The organism is Flintibacter faecis, assembly GCF_014287875.1.
In the GTDB taxonomy this organism is placed as follows: Bacteria; Bacillota; Clostridia; order Oscillospirales; family Oscillospiraceae; genus Lawsonibacter; species Lawsonibacter faecis_A.
On record NZ_JACOPN010000002.1, the window covers coordinates 118,238 to 140,929 of the forward strand.

Sequence of the window (22,692 nt, forward strand, 5' to 3'; positions counted from 1 at the left end):
GAGAAAATCCTGCGGGCGTTTTTCTGTTTATATTATTTCCCTCCGTTGGATCTCAATTTAGGAAAGAAGATGACAATCTTGAAGCTCTTTCCCCACTGGGAAGCTGCTTCCAGATGAAGATTTAGATCGTCGGCCATCTTCTTAACCAGGTAAAGTCCCATACCGGTAGCCTTCTTTCTGCTGTCAGTAGAATCCCCGGTAAAGCCCTTTTGAAAAATGTACGGCAGATTATATTTTTTTACGCCAATGCCGTTATCTTCAACAGAAAGGATATCTGCAGTCTCCGAATGTATCACGGAAATTGTAAGCATGGGACTATCGCTGCTATATTTGATGGCATTGCTAACGATTTGTCCCAACATAAACTGAAGTCCTCTACGGTCTGTATAGACTGTTTCAGATTGCAGTTTGTTGAGAATGACAAAATGCTTCTCTTCAAGAAGTGGGGCATAGTCCTCCAGAACTTCACCCAAGCAGTCATTCAAATTGACATCCTCAAATCGGTAATCCTTTGTACTGCTCTTCAACCGGGCATAGTACAGCATCTGCGTGACATCCTCCTGAAGCTGACTGCGGACATAATCCAGCTTTGCTTGCAGGGAAGGAGAGATTTCATCGTTCCGGTTATCCAAGAGCATGGTCAGCAACGATAGGGGCGTTTTCGCTTCATGTGCCCAGCCCTCCACGTATTCTTCATAGTCCCGTAGGGCATCCGCCATATTGTTACTCTCGTTTTTGTATTCCCGTAAAACCGAAGCCAAAAATCGGACAGATTCTCCTTCTTTCTGACCAATGGCACTGAGCAGCCGTTCTTCATTGCAGATGGTAGGATCACTGAGGAAATCTCGGAACAGTTCCATGTGGGTGTTCTCCCTCTTGTTTAGTACAAACAGAATCGCTGAAAACAAAAGGATGCTCGTCAGAACTACTAACCCGATCAAGGTTTGAAATACCTGAATGTCAGAAATCCAAAGAATGACAGCGCAAAAGCAATCCACGCCCAGCAGCAACAGAAGCCAGGGGTAGTACCGTTCTATCATGTGCCAAAGCTGCTTCATAGAGACACCTCCGCTTCCAAACGGTAGCCCATTCCTCGAACTGCAACGATTCGCTGCTTCATTTCAAGGGCGGACATCGTTTTTTTCAGCCGGGTTAGGTTAACCTGCAAGGCATTTTCATCTATGTATTCCGTGGTTCCCCATAGTGCCATGCAAAGCTGCTCCGTCGTGACCAGAGCATCGCCGCCGGACAAAAGAGCGACCAACAGTTTTCCCTGATTTTTTGGAAGCACCACAGAGGTATTATGAATATAAAGCGTGTAGGTCTGCTGGTCTAACAGGAAATCTGGTCCCTCTATGAGATTGGTACGGCCTTCATACCTTTTGAGAATATTGGATACCCTGGCAAGAAGTCGATCTTTTCTGCACGGCTTCGTCAAATATTCATCGGCACCCAACTGGAACGCTTGCAGTTCATCCTTTACCTGATCTCTGGAAGTCAGCACCAGGACGGGGATAGCAGTTTTATTCTTTAGCTCCTGGCAGATTTGAAAGCCACTGATCTCCGGCAAGTTCAGGTCTAAGATCACAAGGTCAGGGCGGAGGGCTGCCAGGAGCCGAGCGGCATCTTCAAACTCGGTAATTGCCTCCACAAGATAGCCGTCCTTTTGGAGCATATCGCAGAGTTCTTCCCGCATATAGACTTCATCTTCCACAACAGCAATTCTTTTCATGACAGCACCTCCTTCCAAATTATTCTTCTCTCTGCGGCTGCATCAGTGTCAGCAAATACCGATCACTGGAGCGCTTGACCACTCTCATATAAATATATTCTATCACGCAAAGTAGTAAAATCATAGCAGCAGATACAAGCAGCATTTCAGACACTGTCCCACGGGTTCGGGACGAGAGTATCCCTGTAAATAACGCCCTGACTCCAAACAGACTGCTGACAGCCGCAACCAATACAGGAAGTCCCATAAACCAGGTAATTTGCTTTCCAGCAGACTGGCAAAGGGTTTCGTAAGTAGCTCCCAGGCGGATCAGGGTCTGGTATCTGCGCCCGGTTTTCTGCTGACTCATCAGGAACTGAACACCCACGATGGTGTTGGCAACTACCAGGAAAACAATCGCAAGATAGAGGGTAATATAACTGGATGCTATGGTGTAGAAAAGCTGACGACCTATATTCTGAAGATAGCTTTCATATTCAATGCCAGTTTCGTCCAGCTTCTCGTTCAAATCCAAATATGCAGTCATAAGGCTATTTCCATCCAGAGCCTGCTCACTGAGCACCGCATTGACATAGGTATCATACATTCCCTGGCTATAATATAGGAATGCTTCATCCGGAAGAATCAATGCAAAGGACAAGGTTATAGAACGGTCCGTGACCAAATTCACAGACTGAACCTCTCCTGTAAGATGAATCGGACTACCATCCAGTTCCACCTTGGGCTGTCCGGCCAATACTTGGTTCAGCATTGCGGTACGACTTACTGTAGTAAACTCTGTATCAATATAGACAGCGGCCTCCTTTTCGCCTAATTGGAGAGCCGGTTTGCCGGACAATTCCAACAAACGATTATAGTCCGATAAACAAATCAAATATGGGTATGTGGCATAACCAAGATTGTTCAGAAGGACATCCCGGTCTTCCGACTGGGGCAGGCTCCGAAGAGAGTCCATAACAGCGTCCATGCTGTAGGCATTATCATAATCTTCTGTGGTGCGAATACGCCCAACCCTCATTTCAAAAAGCTCTGAAAATTGATTTTCCAAACCGTTTTCTTTCAGGGCTGCCTTTATATTCGGAAGAACCTGCGATGAATCTTCTGCAGTATGATCTTCAAAAGTATAGTCGATTACATGGCCAGAAGACAGGCTATTCGTTCCTGCAATTCCTACGCCCGCACCAAAACAACACAGCGCCGCCAGAATCAGCAGGGAGCTGATGGCCATGGAGGTTGACTGATGAATAACATTCTCCTGAATCTGCCGGAAGGTAAATACATGAAGCTGCTTATTTCCTTTTCCTTTCTTAACAATCAAAGCAATCAGCGCACGCATCCCATAGAAAAGCAGCATCGTACCAACTATGCCCAACAGCAAAGTCAGTCCCATCATACTTACCTTTGTCCATGCAATTCCCTGAATCGCCATGTAGTAAGCCACTGCCAACATCACACTTCCGCATATAGCAGCCAGTCCATAGATAACAGATGGCATTTGCTTTTTGGGGCGGTTCGTTGGCTGGGATAGCAAAGTACCGATCTCCTGGCGGCTGATTCGTCCACTCAAAATCAGAAGTGCCGTCAGCTTAATTGCCAGAAATCCTGCCAGCGTCCATTCAATTGCAGACCAGGATAAAGAAAACTGATGACCGATGATCCCCATGCCTACCAGCTTGGCGGTGACAAGACTGACAATTTCTGAAAGCACCACAGCCACAGGTAAGCCTATGAGCATGGCAAGAATACTGGTCAGGAAATCTTCCGCCAGAAGCATACCAAACAGTTTACTTCTACGCATCCCCAACATTAGATAAACACCAAACTCATGCCGTCTGCGCTCGAACTGATACTTGCAGGCAAAATAGATCAAAAAGAACAGAATACCGAGGGTCATCCCATAAAACGCAGGAATCAGAAGCAGGAGTTTGTCAACTGCGTCACTCTCCATTTTCTGCAAAAAGAGCATCACATCTTGAGTGGAGATGGAAAGAATCATGTAAAAGGCAACAATAGAAATCACCAGGGAGCTGAAAAACAGACCGTTTTCCTTTCGGCTGCGGTGGCTGTTCCGAAGAATGAGATTAGAGAACATTTGCGCTGCCCCCTCCCAGTTGCGCCATCACCTTCAGGATGCGCCCGTAGAACTCCTGCTGGCTTTCGTCTCCACGCCGAAGCTCATGAAAGATCACGCCGTCCTGGATGAACAGAATGCGCTTGCAAAAGCTGGCGGCATTGGAATCATGGGTTACCATCAGGATCGTAGCTTGTTCGTCACGATTCAGGCCGGACAGCTTCTCCATAAGACTTCTTGCGTTCTTAGAATCCAGCGCACCCGTCGGTTCATCGGCAAGGATCATTTGGGGATGTAAGATCAGAGCCCTTGCTGCCGCAACACGCTGACGCTGGCCGCCGGACATCTTGGACGGAAACTTATCCAGAACATCAGTGATTTCCAGATAGTCAGCCAACTGCTTCAGCCGCTGGCTGCTTTCTGCTTCGGATACCCCATGCAAGGAAGTCGGGAGCAGGATGTTTTCCCTGCCAGTCAGGTTGTCCAGCAATTCAAAGTTCTGGAATAGATAACCAACTTTTTTGCCACGGTACTCTGCAAGAGCCTTTCCCTTGAGGGATTGCAGAGTATCGCCTTCCACCTGAATGCTTCCACCTGTGGGTTGAATCACAGTCGCAATACAATTGAGCAGTGTGGATTTACCGGAACCGCTGCTTCCCATAATGCCGAGAAACTCTCCCGGCATCACCTGGAAGGTGATCCCATTCAGTGCCTTTGTTTGACTTGGCACATTGCCATAGATTTTTGTTAAATTTTCAATATTCAAAATGGGTTTCATGTGAATACCTCCTATCATTTGTAATAAAATGATAGCATGGGAACACAGCAAATACCACTTACAGTGGTTGTAAGGATTCAAGATATAAGTGGCGGCTCAAGGGGGACGAGCATATATTTTGTAAGAGCATCAGGCGACAATGATAAAATATACCGGATCGCCTCCTTGGCAAACCAGTTCGTTTTAATTGTATCCCAATCAGCAAGTCGGATAATCTCTGCTGTGCCGTTCTCAAAATCAACTGAAATTTCGCCCCATTCGCCGTCGCAGTCTGCTTGATATTCGTAGATTGCGGCGGCGATTTTCTTTTTGCGCTTGGTTTTGGTTTTCTGTTTCAGCCGGACAGCATGGAGCGCACCTTCGGCAACCAGCAGTTCTGTCAGTTTGTCCACCGCTTTCCGGTAGGCTCGCTCTGCACCGCTGGCTGTGCTGCCCTCAAACATAATCGCCAATTCTTCAAAAGTGGGGCGGTTCTTCCATGAGCCAACTCGCCCGCAGGTCATACAGATTGCTAACCGTTTTTCGAGCAAGGTCTGTTCCCGGTAATTCAGCTTCTCAAATGCCCGCTGTACCTTTTCTGCTTGTATGCCGTTCCAGAGGATGTCGGTATAGTTCCAGCTATCGTCAAGGGCTATATCCTCGCCTGTTTCCTCGCCGTCCTCGTCCGTTATATAGAACGGCTGCTGGTTGCGGATTCCACGGACAACTTTCAGATATTCTTCCGCAAGAGCAAGGTCGCAGTTATACTTCTTGGAAAACTGGTTGACCGCATCTTTGGTGTTATGGTACAGCCACGCCATTGATCGCACCATTTTGTAATTGGTCAGAGAGGATACCGACCATTTTTCTTCGCCCATGCGGAAACGGAGCATAGAATCCCAGATGAACGGATAGATGTATGTAGCATACTCCGCACCCTTGGCAGGATCATAGTCCATCAGCTTTTGGAGCATTTGCTCCCGGCAGGAGATCTTTATATCGATAAATCGGTCTGTGTCGTACAGATTGCCGCCGTCCACACTGAGAAAGCCTTTGATGCGCTTGTTGAGCTGCGTTTCGTAGTGGTGCAGAAAGAACGAAAAATATAGCAAATTCTTTTCCCGCAAAGCAGACAGGATATATTCATTCAGACTGTCCACCGCTGGCGGTTCCGGTTCCAGTTGGAAGATGCGCTCTGCCACATAGGGGATGATGCCGTCACCGTGTGGATTAACTTGGTGCTTCGGTATGTATCCGGTCATGTTCCACGAAAAATCATTTAGCATAGCGCACCTCCCTTCTAAGTAATCAGCGGGAATAATTAACCATAATTCCAAGTTTGTCTTGCAGCATTTATATTATCCAGAAGAACAGATGCAGGATTTGCCTCGTAATAGTACGTGCTCATATCCAAAATGCCTTCTTCCATTTCACCCCACTCTGCTGTGCGAGAAACAAAGATTCTATTATATACACACCAATCGCATGTGGTGGTGAAAGCAGCAATATCTGCAAAGTCTTTTGGAAATACAATTCTTCTTCCATTTGATGTTGGCTTAAGATAGTTCTCCATTATTTCTTTGAAATTCTTCAGATCATAATCCGTAGCGTTTTCCAAAGCTTTACAGACAATCAATTCTTCGTGCGTGAATTCTGTAAGTGTTTCTAAATGGTTTGCAAGAATTAGACCATAAATAACGCAAACCTTTGGGCATTCTGCATTTACGGTTTGTTTGAACAGATTGGCTACGATAATAGCCTTTTCCGGGCTGGAGTTTACATAGTTGTAAAGCTCGTTCAATCTTCTTTCGAGATTAAAGCCAGATGCAAGACCGTTCAGTAGATGGCCGAGTTTGAAGGTATTGTATTCAGATAGAAGATCATTTCCTATTCCGCCTACAATTCCCGCAACTGGGTTTACTACGCCCAACACACCAATAGAGCCAGAACGGATTATTTTGGTCATAGGATTGTCCATAACCCGGCTAAGCGCATTCCCAATATCAGTTAAATCATATTTCTGTGCCATTACATATTCCTCATTTCGTCCGTAATTTTGCTTCTTTCTTCAAAGCAGCCTGTCCCATCTCTTTTTCGTAATCACCTTTGGCATAGGCGACATTGCTCAGCGCTCGAAGCATTTTATCCTTTGCCAGCTTTTTCATAACCTCTGCAAGATCAGCGTCCAGAGTACCACGCTTCACATAGCGGTTTATGGTGTTCAGCCGTTTCTCATAAATCTGTTTCACCGGATGATCGTCCGCAAGCTCCCGTTGTTCTCTGCCTTTCAGGTTGCCGATCTGTCGGCAAGTGCGGTGCAGCTTGTCCCCCGGTGCATAGCCGCCGCAGTATTTGGTGTGCCTTGCGTTGGTGGTGAGGAACCACTTGCCGCAGATTTTGCATTTTTTCGGGGCATGACCAACACATAAGCCCTCAAAAAGATCAGACCGGAACATCCCTACAAAGGATACATAGTGCATCCGCTTGACCAGCTTCGCAACTTTTTCGCCGGGACGGATGACCGATATATACTGAACGGAATTATTCAAAGTAGACATCCAGGCATTGCCCTCCGTGATAGAGAACTCCGGCGGAAAATAGTCGCCGAACATTTTTGCAAAACCCTCTGCGGTGCGTTCTGCTTCATTGCCGTCTGATTTTTCTGCAAAATCAAGCATGGCCGTTTGGTATTCCCCAAGGGAGTATGCCAGATGCCCGAAAACTGCGGTATAGCGTTGGAGCGTCATCGCATCGGCAAAGTTCTGGATTTCTTCAAATTGCAAAGAATTGGTTGCGGCTTTTATGGCAAACTCCACATATTTCAGCGCATTGTCCACAGTAAAGACTTTTTCAATCCGTTCTCTGTGCTTTGAGATATTCATATAGGAGAACGGCGGTGTTGGACTGAGAATATCAAGCATCGTCAGAGCAGCTTCCGTTGCAATAGGACAGAGTGCAGAAGCATCCTGTCCGGCGTTTAATATTCCAAGCAGCAGATTGATTTTCTCGCATTGCTCGTTCATCTTTGCGATGGTATCCGCAGGGACATTCAGCGCATCACAGGCAAGAGCGCCGACAGGAAGTGTTTTTCCCTCATATATGACCGTATCCTGCCAAAAATCCAATGTCATCAGTTCTTGGTTCATGCTTGCCCCTCCTGTCCTGTTTTTTCATTTTCTTAATTCTATCATGCTAATGTAAAGAAATCTACATCTATCCATAAGTTGTCCTGTTTTTTGAAACGGGGTTGTCCTCCGATTAGCCTGTTTTTTGAAAAATCCGGCATAACCATAGTAGAAGGAGCCAAACCCCTGCCAATCACGGCGGGTGTTTCGTGCTTTCTAAATACTATGAACGGAGGTTTTTCTATGACAATCTATGAAATCATCAAGGCGGCAATCAGCGTAAAGCAAGCCGCAAAACACTACGGGCTGAATGTCAACCGCAATGGTATGGCTTGCTGCCCGTTCCACAACGACAGGCATCCGAGCTTGAAGCTGAACGAGGATTATTTCTTCTGCTTCGGCTGCGGAGCCAAGGGGGATGTAATCGACCTTGTGGCAAGACTGTTCGATCTGAGCAGTTATGAAGCAGCGCAAAAGCTGGCTGCGGACTTCGGGCTTGACCCGAAACCGCCCACTGCCGCAGCTATGGTCAAGCCAAAGCGTCCCTATATCCGTCAGTTCCGGGAGAATGAAATGCTGTGTTTCCGGGTGCTGACGGATTATCTGCATCTGCTGGAAGATTGGAAAATACGATACGCACCCAAGACACCGGAAGATGCTCTGGATGACCGTTTTGTGGAAGCCTGCCAGATGCACTGCTATATCGAATATATGGCAGATGTGCTGACGGTGGGTGATCTGGAAGAACGGGTGGCATTGGTGGACAAGCTGATGCAGGACGACAAAATTGCTTTTCTGCAAGAGTATACCGCACAAAAGAAAAAGGAGGTGGCGCACCGTGGCGAAGAACCGGAAAACGCCTAATATGAATTTTCCTGTCTGGTTTGACGGGCAGAACATCAACGAAGCTCTGTTTTGTGAAGAATTTCTGCATGAGCGCAGAATCATCTTCGCAAACGGAGCTTTTTTCACGCCCGATGGTCGAGTGACGGATGACCTTCCTCTGCGTGGGGAGATTTACGACAAGCTGAAATTTTGTGCCGTGAACAACATCCCACGGAAGATCACCAACATTCTGGAAGTGCTGAAACTGGAAGCGCAGGTGTCTGACTTCCCTCCGGAGCAGGATCGCATCCATGTTGCCAACGGTACGCTGCTCTTGAACGGCACTTTCACCGAAGGCAGACCGGCTATCGTGCGAAGCCGTCTGCCTGTCGGCTATAATCCCGATGCTCCTGCACCGGTGATCTGGCTGAACTTTCTGGATGGGTTGCTTTACGCCGAGGACATTCCAACTTTGCAGGAGTTTATCGGCTATTGCCTGATTCCCTCCAACAAGGGGCAGCGCATGATGGTGATTAAAGGCAACGGTGGCGAGGGTAAATCTCAAATCGGTGCGGTGCTGTCCACCATCTTCGGCACGAATATGAAAGACGGCAGCATCGGGAAGATTTCTGAAAACCGTTTTGCCCGTGCCGATCTGGAACACATCCTGCTGTGCGTGGATGATGATATGCGGATGGAAGCTCTGCGTCAGACCAGCTATGTAAAATCCATCGTGACTGCACAGGGCAAAATGGACTTGGAACGCAAGGGCAAGCAGAGTTATCAGGGCTGGATGTTTGCCCGGTTGCTGGCATTCAGCAATGGTGATCTGCAAGCCCTATATGATCGCAGCGATGGTTTTTACCGCAGACAGCTTGTGCTGACCACCAAAGAAAAGCCCATGGACAGAGCCGATGATCCTGACCTTGCAGAGAAGATGAAAGCTGAAGCCGAGGGTATCTTCCTGTGGGCATTTGAAGGCTTACAGCGGCTTGTTGCCAACAACTTTAAGTTTACGGAGAGTGACCGTATCCGGAAAAACCGGGAAGCGGTCAAGCGTGACAACAACAATATCTTTGATTTCATGGAGTCGGAGGGATACATCCGATTGAAAGCGGATGCTTCCATCAGCTCTAAGGATTTCTATGAAATCTACCGGATGTGGTGTGAGGAAAACTCCCTTGCACCGCTGAAAGCCCGTAGCTTCAGCGATGCCATGATTGCCAATGCCGGGAGATTCAATCTGGAGCATTGCAACAACATCACCAACTCTGCCGGACGGCGGGTGTGGGGCTTTATGGGCGTGGAAGCTGTGGCAAGACCTCATATAAATGGATTTTACGATGTTTCGCCGTGTACGTACGTACCGGAGGACTGGCGGGATTGATTTTGCCAGTCATGCTCTGTACGTATGTACGCAGCATTTACCCCTGTTTTCTTCCGTTATAGGAAACAGCAGCTTTCAAAGCTGACCTGTTTTCGGGCATTAAAAATCAATGGTAATGGAAACAGCAAAGTTTTTGACCGCAGGACGAAACTATTTCACGAAATCGTGCTTCTCTGAACCGTGTACCCTGTTCACGGAACAATGGGTGTTTTCACTGTTCCAGACCAAACCACACAAAACGGCAAAGTGGGATATGGTCATATATGGACAGGACATCACAAGCGAAATTCTGAACGGATTTCGGAGATTGCAGATTTTTCACTGTTCGGTGCATCCACTCCACCTTGGAGCGCAGAGGTTGCACCGACACATGAACTGAATTATGGAGGATTTTATCAATATGAATATACGCAACGAAATAAAGGCACAGATCATCCGTGCCGGGATGACCATGCAGGAAGTTGTTGACCTGCTCTCGGACGAGTACGGATGGAGCGACAGCGTTTCCAACCTGTCCGCAAAATTACAGCGGGAAAGTATACGATACAAGGAAGTATTGGAGCTTGCCGCTGTGCTTGGTTACGACATCGTATGGCAGAAAAGACGGGAGAAGTGATACCCCGGCAACAGCCCTCCGCATCTCCCGTCCCCATAGGCGCACCGCAGTGCTGCCCATGGACAGGCAGTGAAAGATACGGTTTTCGCTGCCATCGTCTGCAAAAAATGTTCCGCAGAACAGCTTCATGCAGACGGGCTGACCAAGGTAAAAGGCGCAGACATTTTGCCTTGGTCAGCAGAGGTCACCGCAGTGACCGCATTCCCCCTCGGGAGAGCCCTCGGAGAGCCCACGGCACTTTGTAGCCAGCATGGATGAAAGTGTAATAGTGGGTTATTACACTTTGAAAAAGTGCCGTTCCTCAGCCCTCCGCTGTCTGCAAATCTTAAAGAAAGGACAAAAATCTATGGCAAGAAATGATGGAATTGATCGTACCTTAGCCAGAAATCAGGACTTGGAAACTCCGGATGATGTGACAAAAGTACAGGAACACAATGAGCGTGAAAAAGACCGTTATTCCAATGTGGACATCGTGCCGGAACGTACTGCGCTGAATGTTCACTTCAAGTCTCCCACTGACGATTATGTAAAAATGTTTGAGCAGATGGAGCAGGACAAGATCATCTCCACCAGAGGGCTGAAACCGGATGCCGTCAAATATGGCGAGTTGGTTTTCGATGTGAACTCCACTTATTTCTACAACCACGGCGGCTATGAGTTTGCAAAACAGTTTTATGCCGATGCCTATAAAGCCGCCGTGGAGATCGTGGGCGGTGAGCAGTATATCCTCTCCGCTGTAATGCATGCCGACGAGCGCAACCGGGCAATGTCGGAAGCTCTGGGTGAGGATGTGTACCACTATCACCTTCATGTGGTTTATATCCCGGTGGTGGAGAAACAAATCCTGTGGTCGAAGCGATGCAAGGATGAATCCCTCCGGGGAACGGTAAAGGAAACGATCACACAGGTCAGCCGCAGTAAGAAGTGGGAATCCAAACCCGTTCTTGATGAAAACGGAAATCCTATGTTGAACGCAAAAGGGAAAAAGATTTTGAAGTCGTCCTACAGTGTGCTGCAGGATGACTTTTTCAATTTCATGCGAAACGCTGGTTATACCGATGTAGAGCGTGGAGAATGTGGCAGCACCGAAGAACATCTGACGGTGACACAGTTCAAGGTACAGGCCGAACAGCAGCGTTTGGAAGCTGTGACCGGACAGGTGGCACAGGCCGAGCAGAGCTTAGCGGATGCCAAAGCTGCCACGGAGAAGCAGAAAAAGAAACTGGAAGCTCTGAAAAAGGAAACTCAGGCTGCTAAGTCTGTTGCTATGACTGCACATGAGATTGAGTCGATGGGCAAGAAAAATCCCATTACGGGAAATGTTACCATGACGGTGGATGAGTGCCGCACGCTAAAGGATTATGCGGTCAGCAGCTTTGCGGAAAAGTCTGAGAAGCTGAAATACAAGCAGAAATTCGAGCAGGCAGATAAAAACGCAAAGATATGGAAAGACCGTTTTGAAAAACTGAACAAAGACTATGAGGAGCTGAAACAAAAAGCCCAGCCTTTCCTGGATGCGATTGAGATTGCATCTGAAAAGGTCTGGGCTTTTATCAATGCCATCCTCGCCAGGGGAAAGGAACTGTATGAACACAAACACCCTGCCCGCAATCGTGGACAGGACATGGAAATTTAAGAAAGGAACTATTTGCCTATGAAGAAAACCGTAGATGAAATTAACAAGATGATTATGGAAGATGCCCCGATGGAAGAAATCAACGATGCCATCGGCTATATTGATATTTGCTCCTGCTTCGATCCGATTTTTGAGCCGCCTATTGATTTTCTGGAAGAATGCCGCAAGCGTTGGGAAGCGGCACAGTCCTCTTTCTGCAAAACCATTGAGTGCAAGATCGGAAACACATGGTATGTGATTGAAACGGAGTGTGATGGAAATGAGCCACTTACCGACAAGGTAAAACGGCTCATTTTTTCTGACAAGGGGGTGATTTGTTAATGACTGCGACACAAAAGCATGATATAATTCCAATATGCACAACGGTACTGTCGGCTGACCAACCACCGAAGGAGGATATTATGTTGGATCAGCAGAAAATTACCATTCTCTATTGCCGTCTGAGCAACGAGGATGCCCAGGAAGGCGAGAGTAACAGTATCGCAAATCAGAGAGAGTATTTAACCCGATATGCCCGTGACCACGGGTATACAAACCTGAAAATTCTGGTGGATGACGGTTATACGGGGACGAACTTCAATCGTCCCGGTGTGCAGGAAGGCTTTGAGCTTGTCAAGCAGGGGCTTGTGGGCTGCTGGCTGGTCAAAGACCTCAGCCGCTTTGGTCGTGACTATCTGACTGTTGGACAATATACGGATATTATCTTTCCGAGTTATGATGTCCGCTTTATCGCTATAAATGATGGCGTAGACAGCAACCGGGGAGACAGCGAGGGCTTCGCCGCAATCCGTAATCTGTTCAACGAGTGGTATCCCCGTGATACCAGCAAGAAAGTCCGTGTCAGTTTGCGGCAGAGAGGAACCAGTGGGAAGCACATGGGCAAACCGCCCTACGGATACCGCTGTGACCCGGAGGACAAGGATCACTGGATTCTGGATGAAGAAGCGGCTCCGGTAGTCAAGCTCATCTTCGACCTTTGCATTGACGGCAAAGGCCCGGAGCAGATTGCAAGGATTCTGGAAGAAAAGCAGATTATGACCGCAAAGGCACTCTATGCCAAGCGAAAGAAAAAGCCGATGCCGGAAAGACCGTACCACTGGGGCAACCAGTCCATTGCAGGGATTTTGGAACGGCAGGAGTACACAGGCTGTACCTGCAACTTCAAGACTTATTCCAAGTCCTACAAGCTGAAAAAGCGGATTCCCAATGAGCCGGAGAATATGTTTTATCTGCCGGACACACAGGAAGCGATTGTATCTCAGGCACAGTTTGACAGGGTGCAGGAACTGAGGAAAAACAAACGCCGCCCCGCAAAAGCGGAACGGCAGGGATTGTTCTCCGGGCTTCTGTTTTGTGCCGATTGCGGCGGCAAGCTCCACTTTGCCACAAGCAAAAGCTTTGAGGGCAAGCAGGATCACTACGTCTGCAACAACTACAAGAGCAACCGTGGTACTTGTACTGCCCACTATATCCGGGAAGATGTGCTTCGTGAAATCGTTCTGGAACGCATCCGGGCAGTCAATGAGTATATCCGAAGCGATGTGGACGGTTTTCAGGAGGAATGGCTGCAATGCCGCAGGACTGACCAGGAGCGCAGCATCCGGGATGACAAAAAGAAGCTGGAACAGGCAAAGAAACGCCTTGCCGATCTGGATGTCATCATCGCCCGGCTGTACGAGGACTATGTTCTTGGAAATCTCAATCAGGACAGATACAGAAAGATGTCTGCGGACTATGAAGCGGAGCAGGAACGGTTAAAGCTCGAAATTGAAGTTATCGAAGAATGGGTGGAACAGCGGGAAGAAATGAACGACGGTCTGGATGCCTTTATCGCCCTGACACAGAAATATGTGGATGTGGAGAAGCTGACACAGACCATCGTGAACGAGTATATCAAGAAAATCATCGTCTATGCCCCGGACAAATCCAGCGGCAAGCGCAAGCAGAAAGTGAAGATTTTCTTCAACTTCGTGGACGATGTAGATATTCCCGTTATTTCCGAGCCTATCATCACGCAAACAACCTATGAACACAGAAAAACGGCGTGACCTTCGGGTCACACCGTTCTCTGCGACAAAATAGTTACTTGTCACTATTAAGCCTTGGGATTGCAGGTTTTTTCAGCGTGTCGATAAACCCTCTTCTGTCATTCCGAGGAGCGCAGCACCCGCAAGGGGTACGCCGCATCCGTAAGGCAGCAAAGCTGCCAACGGCTGCGCAGCACCCGCAAGGGGTACGCCGCATCCGTGACCCCGTCCAACAGCCTCCCTTGTCAAAGGGAGGTGGCACGGCGCAGCCCGTGACGGAAGGATTCCGACCACAAGAAAGCTGTCCTAAGAACGGAATCCCTCAGTCAGCTTCGCTGACAGCCCCCTTTAACAAGGGGGCCTAATGATGCGTGACAGCAAAGCGGCGGGGGCCGGGCGGATGGGGACATCCGCCCCTACGGAATGTGACGAATCTCGTCCGTAGGGGCCGCTGTCCTCAGCGGCCCGCCGTCGGCGTATGCACCCACAGTATCCCCGTCCAACAGCCTCCCTTGTCAAAGGGAGGTGGCACAGCGCAGCCGTGACGGAAGGATTCCGACCCCCGGAAAGCTGACCTAAAAACGGAATCCCTCAGTCAGCTTCGCTGACAGCTAGCCCTATCCCTTTTGTCCCTTCGGGACATTTCCCCTTGACAAGGGGAATCGGCCTTTCACAAGGGGGCCAAGGGACGGGGGTTACGGATTCCCACGTCGCTGCGCAGCCGTTGGCAGCTTTGCTGCCTTACGGATGCGGCGTACCCCTTGCGGGTGCTTCGCTCCTCGGAATGACAGAAAAGGGTTTATCGACATGTTGACCGGGCCGCGGCGTGTGCCGCGGCCCGGTTTTTTCTCTACCCAAAATACAGCGTCAATTCAGCTTCGTCCTCCTGGTCCTGCAGGAAGGGCAGCTGCTCCCCCTCTTTTGCGGAGTGGATGCGCAGCTGTTCGCCGGAGGGGGATATCTCCACGGGGAAGCTGCCGCTGACCGTCATGTCCCGGCCGGACAGCTCCAGGTGGAGGTCGTCTCCCTCCATCTTCCAGCGGCCGGAGCAGACCAGCTCGTCGGACTGGCCCTCCTGGCTCTCACACAGCTCCGCCAGGCCGGCGGCGTTCTCCTCGCCGTGCAGCTTCAAGACCCAGCCAGGACAGCCCCAAACCGTCTCCGCCAGACCCGTATCCGTGGGGGCCGCCCAGTCGGCATCCCCTATCCCAGCGGGCGGCTCCGGCGCGCTGCCGGGAAAATAGTCCCCCGAGATGTCCTCCCCCGCCCCGTTATAAAAGGTCAGGTCATCCACATGGGTATCCCCCACTGTGTCGCTGAGTTCGGTGCAGACCAGGAAGTGATCCCCCTGGGGGTACAGGTCATAGGTCTCTCCCCCAAGCTGGGCGGATATTTTGGCGATCTGCTCCCCGGCGTCCCGCCCGGCGATGAGCAGATACTTCTTCCCGCCGCTCTCCACCACATTGTTCTGAAAATTTCCGCCGCCCCAGCCCATGCGGACGATCCTATACCGCCCCAGGGGGCCGCGCTCCAATGTGGCGGTACCCAGTTCTAAATCGGGCCCCAGTTCAAACAGGTAATAGTTTCGCCGGCCCAGCTCCAGCTCGTCATACACCGTCACCTGAGGAGACAGGGGCGTGCTGCGCCCCCTGTCATAAAAGTCCGCCAGATAGCCGGGCAGCGTGGCCTGGTCCAGCTTGATGGGATAGGTGAGACAGATGCCCGCCAGAGCGCACAGGACCACCACAGCCAGAACCGCCAGCGCCAAAACCGCTCTCCGCTTCATAACGCACCTCACATTCTATCATATAGACGATGTTGGGGATTAACTCAGATAGATGTTGGAGACCTCGGCGTTGCAGAAATAACCAGATGCGACACAAATCTGAATTTTCTTGCATCCAGAGATATCTGCAGTGTAGGTTTTTGTGGTTTCAGGATCCTGCTTCCCATACACGGCGGCGATGTTGTCAATCCCATCAATACCTCCAGCATCAACACTATGTCTCTTCTCATGAATGGTCACAGTGAATGTAAGAGTAGAGTATCCGGGATTATTAAAAGTGATGTAGCCACCTGTACCCTCAAAACCTGAGTTGTATAGGTGGAAGACACCGTTCTCATACTTAGAGCCATCACCACTAATGTAGAGGATATTGTCCCCGGTCAGGGTCAGAGAGCCAGCAGGCTTCTCCGGGACTACGGGAGTAGAGGGAGTACCACCGGAGCAGACCTCGATGAGGCGGCTCATGACAACGGCGGCCTGGGCACGGTCCATCACTCCGGTACCATTGAAGGTGCCCTTGTTGTCCACACCGGTCAGCATCCCCATATTGTAGCAGACGGACACGGCGTCACGGTAGGTAGAGGGGACAGAAGCCCAGTCGGCCACCTTGGAGGTGTCAGAGAGGGAAGAAGTGGTGATACCCTGGGCTTTGAGTATGTTGTACATGAGCTGGGCCATGTCATAGCGATTGATGGTGGAGGTGGCCAGATTCTCGTTGGATCCAACGTTGGTGCCGGTCAGGATATTGGCACTCTTGGCGCCGGCCATGAAGGGGGCGTACCAAGTGCTGCCTTCGGCTCCCAGCTTGTCCGAGTAGAACTGCCTCACCAGCATAGTGATGAACTCAGCATTGGAGAGCTGCTGGCTGGGCGCAAACAGGTTGTTGCCAATGCCGGACATAACACCCTTGTCAGCCATCTCGGTGATGGAGGAAGAAGCCCAATGATTGCCGGGCACATCGGTGAACTTCACAGAGGCCGCGAAGGCTGTGGTGGAGAGCATAGTGACTGCCAGGGCGATGCTCATAGCACCGGCGGCAAGACGACGAGTTTTCATTTCAAATCAATTCCTTTCTGCTATATGTTGTAATTCAGCGTGTCGATAAACCCTTTTCTGTCATTCCGAGGAGCGAAGCACCCGCAAGGGGTACGCCGCATCCGTAAGGCAGCAAAGCTGCCAACGGCTGCGCAGCACCCGCAAGGGGTACGCCGCATCCGTAAGGCAGCAAAGCTGCCAACGGCTGCGCAGCACCCGCAAGGGGTACGCCCCTCTCGTTCCCTTGGCTCCCCCTGTGGGGGAGCTGGCACGGCGTGAGCCGTGACTGAGAGGGCAGCCTCCCTTGTGAAAGGGAGGTGGCACGGGCGCAGCCCGTGACGGAAGGATTCCGACCACAAGAAAGCTGTCCTAAGAACGGAATCCCTCAGTCAGCTTCGCTGACAGCTAGCCCTATCCCTTTTGTCCCTTCGGGACATTTCCCCTTGACAAGGGGAATCGGCCTTTCACAAGGGGGCCAAGGGACGGGGGTTACGGATTGCCACGTCGGCCCGTTGGGCCTTCTCGCAATGACAGGCTTTTTTGACAGTCTGAATTATACTTCAAAACGTACCGTGTGTAAACATAAGATACGTAATAGGCTCCTGCTTTTGGCAATGCATATACATCATAGCATTGCGTCTCTCTTGGATTTACTTATCATATTTATTATATCATGGGTAAAGTGAGCCAGACAAGCACCGGACGGTTTCTTAAAAGAATTCTAAGAAACCGGTCTTTTGTGCAGCTGCTCCGCCAAAATCGTGGATATTTCTCGGGACATGGGGCGTTTTTCGCCGATTTTCCTGCACTTTCGTAAGAACCTCCACATTCTTCTTTCTCCCCCGGCGGGAACTTTAGTCAGAATTCACTCTTGCAAACAGGGCCGGGATAGGGTATGGTAATAGTAGAAGATTTGCTTGCTTCCTATTTTGGATGTGGAGTAGAGCGGTCGGCTGTGAAGTAGGGCAATGACGTCTGAGTTGGCGTTGTTGTCTCTTTTTTTACCCTGGGCCGCCGCGGCTAAAACGGAAAGGATCGGATCATATGAGCGTGAACATCTCTGAAATTTTCGGTGAAAATGTATTCAGCATGTCTGTCATGCGGGAGCGTCTGCCCAAGGCGGCCTACGCCGAAATGCTGGACGTAATGGAGCACGGCGGCAACATCTCCATGGCCACCGCCGACATTGTGGCCAATGCCATGAAGGACTGGGCCGTGGAGAAGGGCGCCACCCACTACACCCATTGGTTCCAGCCCCTCACCGGTGTCACTGCCGAAAAGCACGACTCCTTCATCACCCCCCCCGACGACAGCAAGACCCTGCTGCAGCTGACGGGCAAACAGCTCATCCGGGGTGAGCCTGACGCCTCCTCCTTCCCCTCCGGCGGTCTGCGCGCCACCCACTACGCCCGGGGCTACACCGCCTGGGACATGACCTCCCCCGCCTTTGTGAAGGAGATGTCCTGCGGCACTATCCTGTGCATCCCCACCATCTTCGTCTCCTATAACGGCGAGGCCCTGGACAAGAAGACCCCTCTGCTCCGTTCGATGGAGGCCGTGAGCACCCAGGCCCTGCGCATTCTGCGCCTGTTCGGAAACACCCAGGCCACCCGCGTCACCCCCTCTGTGGGCGCAGAGCAGGAGTATTTCCTGGTGGACCGGGACAAGTATTTAAAGCGCCGGGACCTCATCTACACCGGCCGCACCCTGTTCGGTGCTCCCGCCCCCAAGGGTCAGGAGCTGGACGACCAGTACTTCGGCGTGATCCGTTATCGGGTGGGCCAGTTCATGGCCGACCTGAACCAGGAGCTGTGGAAGCTGGGCATCCCTGCCACCACCCAGCACAACGAGGTGGCCCCCGCCCAGCACGAGATGGCCCCCATCTATACCATGTGCAACCTGGCCGTGGACCAGAACCAGCTGGCCATGGAGACCATGAAGCGGGTGGCCACCCGCCACGGTCTGGTGTGTCTGCTCCATGAGAAGCCCTACGCCGGCGTAAACGGCTCCGGCAAGCACGACAACTGGTCTCTCACCACCAACCTGGGCGAGAATCTGCTGGACCCCGGCGACACCCCCAACGAGAACCTGCAGTTCCTGCTGGTCCTCTCCTGCATCATCAAGGCGGTGGACCGCCACGCCGACCTGCTGCGCTGCTCCGCCTCCAACCCGGGCAACGAGCACCGCCTTGGTGCCCAGGAGGCTCCCCCCGCCATCATCTCCATCTTCCTGGGGGATCAGCTGGACAGCGTGGTGGACCAGATCGTGTCAAACGCCGACTCTGTGCAGCTGCTGGCCACCACAAAGCTCTATTTCGGCGTGCCCACTGTGCCCCTGATCAAAAAGGATGCCACGGACCGGAACCGCACCTCCCCCTTCGCCTTCACCGGAAACAAGTTCGAGTTCCGCATGGTGGGCTCCTCCGACTCCATCGCCGATGCCAACACCACCCTGAACGCCATCGTGGCCGAGGCCATGTGTGAGGCCGCCGATGTGCTGGAGAAGGCCGACGACTTCAACACCGCCTGCTTCAAGCTCATCCACGACATGCTCTCCGCCCACCACCGGGTCATCTTCAACGGCAACGGCTATTCCGATGCCTGGGTGGAGGAGGCCGCCCGCCGTGGCCTGCCCAACCTGCCCTCCATGGTCAACGCCATCCCCTCTCTGACCACCGAGAAGGCCGAAAACCTGTTCACCAAGTTCAACATCTACACCAAGTCCGAGCTGGAGGCCCGGGCGGAGATCATGTATGAGACCTATGCCAAGGTGCTGAAGATCGAGACCCAGACCATGATCCACATGGCCGGCAAGCACTATATCCCCGCCGCCATCCACTACTGCACCCGTCTGGGCCAGTCCATCGCCGCCGTCACCGGTGCCGGTGTGGCCGCCCCCGTGCAGAAGGAGCTGCTGGAGAAGTGCTCCGCCCTGCTCTCCCAGGCGTCTGAGGCCCTGGAGAAGCTGAAGGTCCTGCTGCCCCAGGTGGACTCCATGGACGACGTGCCCGCCATGGCCATGGCCTATCACGACCAGATCGTCCCCGCCATGGCCGCCCTGCGCAAGCCCGTAGACGAGCTGGAGCTGCTGGTGGACAAGGCCATCTGGCCCATGCCCACCTATGGCGATCTGATGTTCGAGGTTTAAATGCGCTTTCTTCCTTTTGCTCATCCCTGCGGCCGGTCTGGTCGGGCGGCGAAAACCCTTCCTTTTTCTGTACCTATCTCCATTGCTTCCTTTCTTTTCTTTCTTCTCCTCTTCTCCGCCGTCCGCCCCGGCTTGCCCAGAGTATTGGGCTTGATCCTTTTTCAGCCCCGCCCGCGCCAGGTTCCAGGCGCAGGCGGGGTGCTTTTTGTCTTTCTTGACTTTCCCCCGGAAAATTTGGTATGATTATAGTGATATATTATGTACGTCACATGCACGAAAAGAGTGAGGAAGGTTTACCATGGCTCAAAAGAAAACCGTCTATGGAAATGAATCTATCTCCGCCCTGAAGGGGGCGGAGCGGGTGCGGAAGCGGCCCGGCGTTATCTTCGGCTCCGACGGACTGGAGGGCTGCGAGCACTCCGTGTTCGAGATCATGTCCAACGCCATCGACGAGGCCCGGGAGGGCCACGGGCGGCTCATCACCGTCACCCGCTTTGCAGACCAGTCCATCCAGGTGGAGGACCAGGGCCGAGGCTGCCCCGTGGACTGGAATGAAAAAGAACAGCGCTTTAACTGGGAGCTGGTCTTTTGCGAGCTGTACGCCGGCGGCAAGTATGACAACACCAGCGGGGACAACTACGAGTATTCCCTGGGCTTAAACGGCCTTGGCTCCTGCGCCACCCAGTATTCCAGCGAATATTTCGATGCTACCATCTGGCGGGACGGCTTTCAGTACTCCCTCCATTTTGAAAAGGGCGAAAACATCGGCGGTCTGCACAAGGAGCCCACAGCCCGGGGCAAAAAGACGGGCTCTCTGTTCCACTGGAAGCCCGATTCAGAGGTGTTCACCGATATCAATATCCCGGTAGACTACTATCTGGACGTGATGAAGCGGCAGGCGGTGGTCAACGCGGGCATCACCTTCCGCTTCCGCAACCAGGTGGGCGGCAAGTTCGAGACCACCGATTTTCTCTATGAAAACGGCATCGTGGACTATGTGACCGAGCTGGCCGGGGAGGATGCCCTCACCAAGCCCGTCTTCTGGCAGACAGAGGACCGGGGCCGGGACCAAGCGGATAAGCCGGAGTACAAGGTGAAGCTGTCCGTCTCCTTCTGCTTCTCCAACCGGGTGCAGGTCATCGAGCACTATCACAACTCCTCCTGGCTGGAGCACGGCGGCTCCCCAGACAGGGCGGTGCGGTCCGCCTTTGTCTCTGAGCTGGATGCCTATCTGAAAAGCCAGAACAAATATAACAAAAATGAGAGCAAGATCACCTTTCCAGACATCCAGGACGCGCTGGTCCTGGTCAGCAACAACTTCTCCACCCTGGCCTCCTATGAGAACCAGACGAAGAAGGCCATCAACAACAAATTCGTCCAGGAGGCCATGACCCGCTTTCTTCGGGAGCAGCTGGAGGTCTATTTCACCGAGAACCCCCAGGATGCCCAGCGGATCGCCGAACAGGTGCTCATCAACAAGCGGTCCCGTGAGAACGCGGAAAAGACCCGTCTGAATCTGAAAAAGAAGCTCACCGGCTCTATGGACCTGTCCAACCGGGTGCAGAAGTTTGTGGACTGCCGCACCAAGGACGTGTCCCGGCGGGAGCTGTACATCGTGGAGGGCGACTCCGCCATGGGCAGCGTAAAGCTCAGCCGGGATGCGGAGTTCCAGGGGATCATGCCCGTGCGGGGCAAAATTCTCAACTGCTTGAAGGCCGACTACAGCAAAATTTTCAAAAGCGAGATCATCACTGACCTGCTGAAAGTTCTGGGCTGCGGCGTGGAGGTGCAGGACAAGCGGGCCAAGGACCTGGCCACCTTCGACCTGAACAGCCTGCGGTGGAACAAGATCGTCATCTGTACCGATGCCGACGTGGACGGCTTCCAGATCCGCACCCTGATCCTGACTATGCTCTATCGCCTGACCCCCACCCTGATCCAGCAGGGCTATGTCTACATCGCCGAGTCCCCCCTGTACGAGATCACCTGCAAGGACATGCCCTACCCCTTCTTCGCCTACTCTGACAAGGAGAAGAACGACAAAGTGGCCCAGCTGGCGGGGAAAAAGTATGAGATCCAGCGCTCTAAGGGCCTGGGTGAGAACGACCCTGAGATGATGGCTCTGACCACCATGTCCCCCGCCACCCGCCGGCTCATCAAGGTCATGCCCGAGGATGTGGAGCGCACCGCTCAGGTCTTCGACCTCCTCCTGGGCGACGACCTCCAGGGCCGCAAGAGCCACATCGCGGATAACGGATATAAATACCTGGACCTGGCGGATATTTCGTGATTCCCTCTCAGTCACGGCTGCGCCGTGCCAGCTCCCCCACAGGGGGAGCCAAGAATGCTTGACCCTGTCATTTGGTGGTGTAGGGGCGGCTATTAGCCGCCCGCCGTCAACGGACCGGGTACTACGGGCGGATGATACGCCCCTACACCAAATGTCGGCTGCATTTCGTAGGGGCGGCCTGTGGCCGCCCGCCGACAGCGGACCGCTCATCCCGGGCAACCACAGGACGCCCCTACGGTGCCGCCATCTCATATTTGA

At 52.0% G+C, this 22,692-nt stretch carries 17 protein-coding genes; 8 read left to right on the plus strand and 9 right to left on the minus strand.

Features of this window, described 5'->3' with window-relative positions; all coding sequences use genetic code 11:
* Positions 1 to 32: 32 nt before the first annotated feature.
* From H8S55_RS03260 to H8S55_RS03290, 7 genes are all read right to left on the minus strand, one after another.
* Positions 33 to 1,058 carry a sensor histidine kinase gene (locus H8S55_RS03260; RefSeq protein WP_186877818.1) on the minus strand — a complete coding sequence of 342 codons (1,026 nt, stop codon included), beginning with the start codon at positions 1,056 to 1,058 and terminating at the stop codon, positions 33 to 35.
* Positions 1,055 to 1,732 (minus strand): response regulator transcription factor, encoded by a 678-nt coding sequence (locus tag H8S55_RS03265; RefSeq protein ID WP_055228678.1) that lies wholly within the window; start codon positions 1,730 to 1,732, stop codon positions 1,055 to 1,057. Before H8S55_RS03265 ends, H8S55_RS03260 begins: the two co-directional genes overlap by 4 nt.
* A gap of 19 nt (positions 1,733 to 1,751) precedes the next feature.
* Entirely contained in the window at positions 1,752 to 3,824 is a 2,073-nt protein-coding gene (locus H8S55_RS03270) for an ABC transporter permease (protein ID WP_055228677.1), read from the minus strand.
* Positions 3,814 to 4,581, minus strand: coding sequence for an ABC transporter ATP-binding protein (locus H8S55_RS03275; RefSeq protein ID WP_033121505.1), 768 nt, complete (start codon positions 4,579 to 4,581; stop codon positions 3,814 to 3,816). The genes H8S55_RS03270 and H8S55_RS03275 overlap by 11 nt, the downstream gene beginning before the upstream one ends.
* 77 nt (positions 4,582 to 4,658) lie before the next feature.
* Positions 4,659 to 5,846, minus strand: coding sequence for a sigma-70 family RNA polymerase sigma factor (locus H8S55_RS03280; RefSeq protein WP_033121506.1), 1,188 nt, complete (start codon positions 5,844 to 5,846; stop codon positions 4,659 to 4,661).
* Positions 5,847 to 5,881: 35 nt separating this feature from the next.
* A complete protein-coding gene (locus H8S55_RS03285) occupies positions 5,882 to 6,589 on the minus strand; it encodes a hypothetical protein (protein WP_055228676.1) in 708 nt (235 codons plus the stop codon).
* A 10-nt stretch (positions 6,590 to 6,599) separates the two neighbouring features.
* Entirely contained in the window at positions 6,600 to 7,706 is a 1,107-nt protein-coding gene (locus H8S55_RS03290; RefSeq protein WP_186877819.1) for a DUF6076 domain-containing protein, read from the minus strand.
* A gap of 222 nt (positions 7,707 to 7,928) precedes the next feature.
* Here H8S55_RS03290 and H8S55_RS03295 point away from each other — a divergent pair, with 222 nt between their 5' ends.
* The 6 genes from H8S55_RS03295 to H8S55_RS03320 all read left to right on the plus strand — a co-directional run bounded on the left by H8S55_RS03295 (position 7,929) and on the right by H8S55_RS03320 (position 14,197).
* The gene (locus H8S55_RS03295) at positions 7,929 to 8,549 is read left to right on the plus strand and encodes a CHC2 zinc finger domain-containing protein (protein WP_186877820.1); all 621 of its coding nucleotides are present in this window, start codon (positions 7,929 to 7,931) and stop codon (positions 8,547 to 8,549) included.
* A gap of 1 nt (position 8,550) precedes the next feature.
* On the plus strand, positions 8,551 to 9,897 hold the full coding sequence (locus H8S55_RS03300; protein ID WP_186877989.1) for a DNA primase family protein: 1,347 nt from the start codon (positions 8,551 to 8,553) through the stop codon (positions 9,895 to 9,897).
* 394 nt (positions 9,898 to 10,291) lie between these two features.
* Positions 10,292 to 10,513 carry a type 2 periplasmic-binding domain-containing protein gene (locus H8S55_RS03305; protein ID WP_347003522.1) on the plus strand — a complete coding sequence of 74 codons (222 nt, stop codon included), beginning with the start codon at positions 10,292 to 10,294 and terminating at the stop codon, positions 10,511 to 10,513.
* Positions 10,514 to 10,859: 346 nt separating this feature from the next.
* On the plus strand, positions 10,860 to 12,149 hold the full coding sequence (locus tag H8S55_RS03310; protein WP_186877821.1) for a plasmid recombination protein: 1,290 nt from the start codon (positions 10,860 to 10,862) through the stop codon (positions 12,147 to 12,149).
* 18 nt (positions 12,150 to 12,167) lie between these two features.
* A complete protein-coding gene (locus H8S55_RS03315; protein WP_033121834.1) occupies positions 12,168 to 12,470 on the plus strand; it encodes a hypothetical protein in 303 nt (100 codons plus the stop codon).
* Positions 12,470 to 14,197, plus strand: a complete 1,728-nt coding sequence (locus H8S55_RS03320) for a recombinase family protein (protein ID WP_186877822.1) — start codon at positions 12,470 to 12,472, stop codon at positions 14,195 to 14,197. The genes H8S55_RS03315 and H8S55_RS03320 overlap by 1 nt, the downstream gene beginning before the upstream one ends.
* Positions 14,198 to 15,026: 829 nt before the next feature.
* Here the strand turns inward: H8S55_RS03320 and H8S55_RS03325 are convergent.
* Together H8S55_RS03325 and H8S55_RS03330 are read right to left on the minus strand one after the other, a co-directional pair.
* Positions 15,027 to 15,962 (minus strand): hypothetical protein, encoded by a 936-nt coding sequence (locus H8S55_RS03325; protein ID WP_186877823.1) that lies wholly within the window; start codon positions 15,960 to 15,962, stop codon positions 15,027 to 15,029.
* Positions 15,963 to 16,001: 39 nt separating this feature from the next.
* Entirely contained in the window at positions 16,002 to 17,018 is a 1,017-nt protein-coding gene (locus H8S55_RS03330) for an S-layer homology domain-containing protein (protein WP_186877824.1), read from the minus strand.
* A 1,023-nt stretch (positions 17,019 to 18,041) separates the two neighbouring features.
* On the opposite strand from H8S55_RS03330, the gene H8S55_RS03335 reads away from it, so the two are divergent.
* Positions 18,042 to 20,144 carry a glutamine synthetase III family protein gene (locus H8S55_RS03335; protein WP_186877825.1) on the plus strand — a complete coding sequence of 701 codons (2,103 nt, stop codon included), beginning with the start codon at positions 18,042 to 18,044 and terminating at the stop codon, positions 20,142 to 20,144.
* Between the two features lie 298 nt (positions 20,145 to 20,442).
* Positions 20,443 to 22,434, plus strand: coding sequence for a DNA gyrase/topoisomerase IV subunit B (locus H8S55_RS03340; protein WP_186877826.1), 1,992 nt, complete (start codon positions 20,443 to 20,445; stop codon positions 22,432 to 22,434).
* The last annotated feature ends 258 nt before the right edge of the window (positions 22,435 to 22,692 follow it).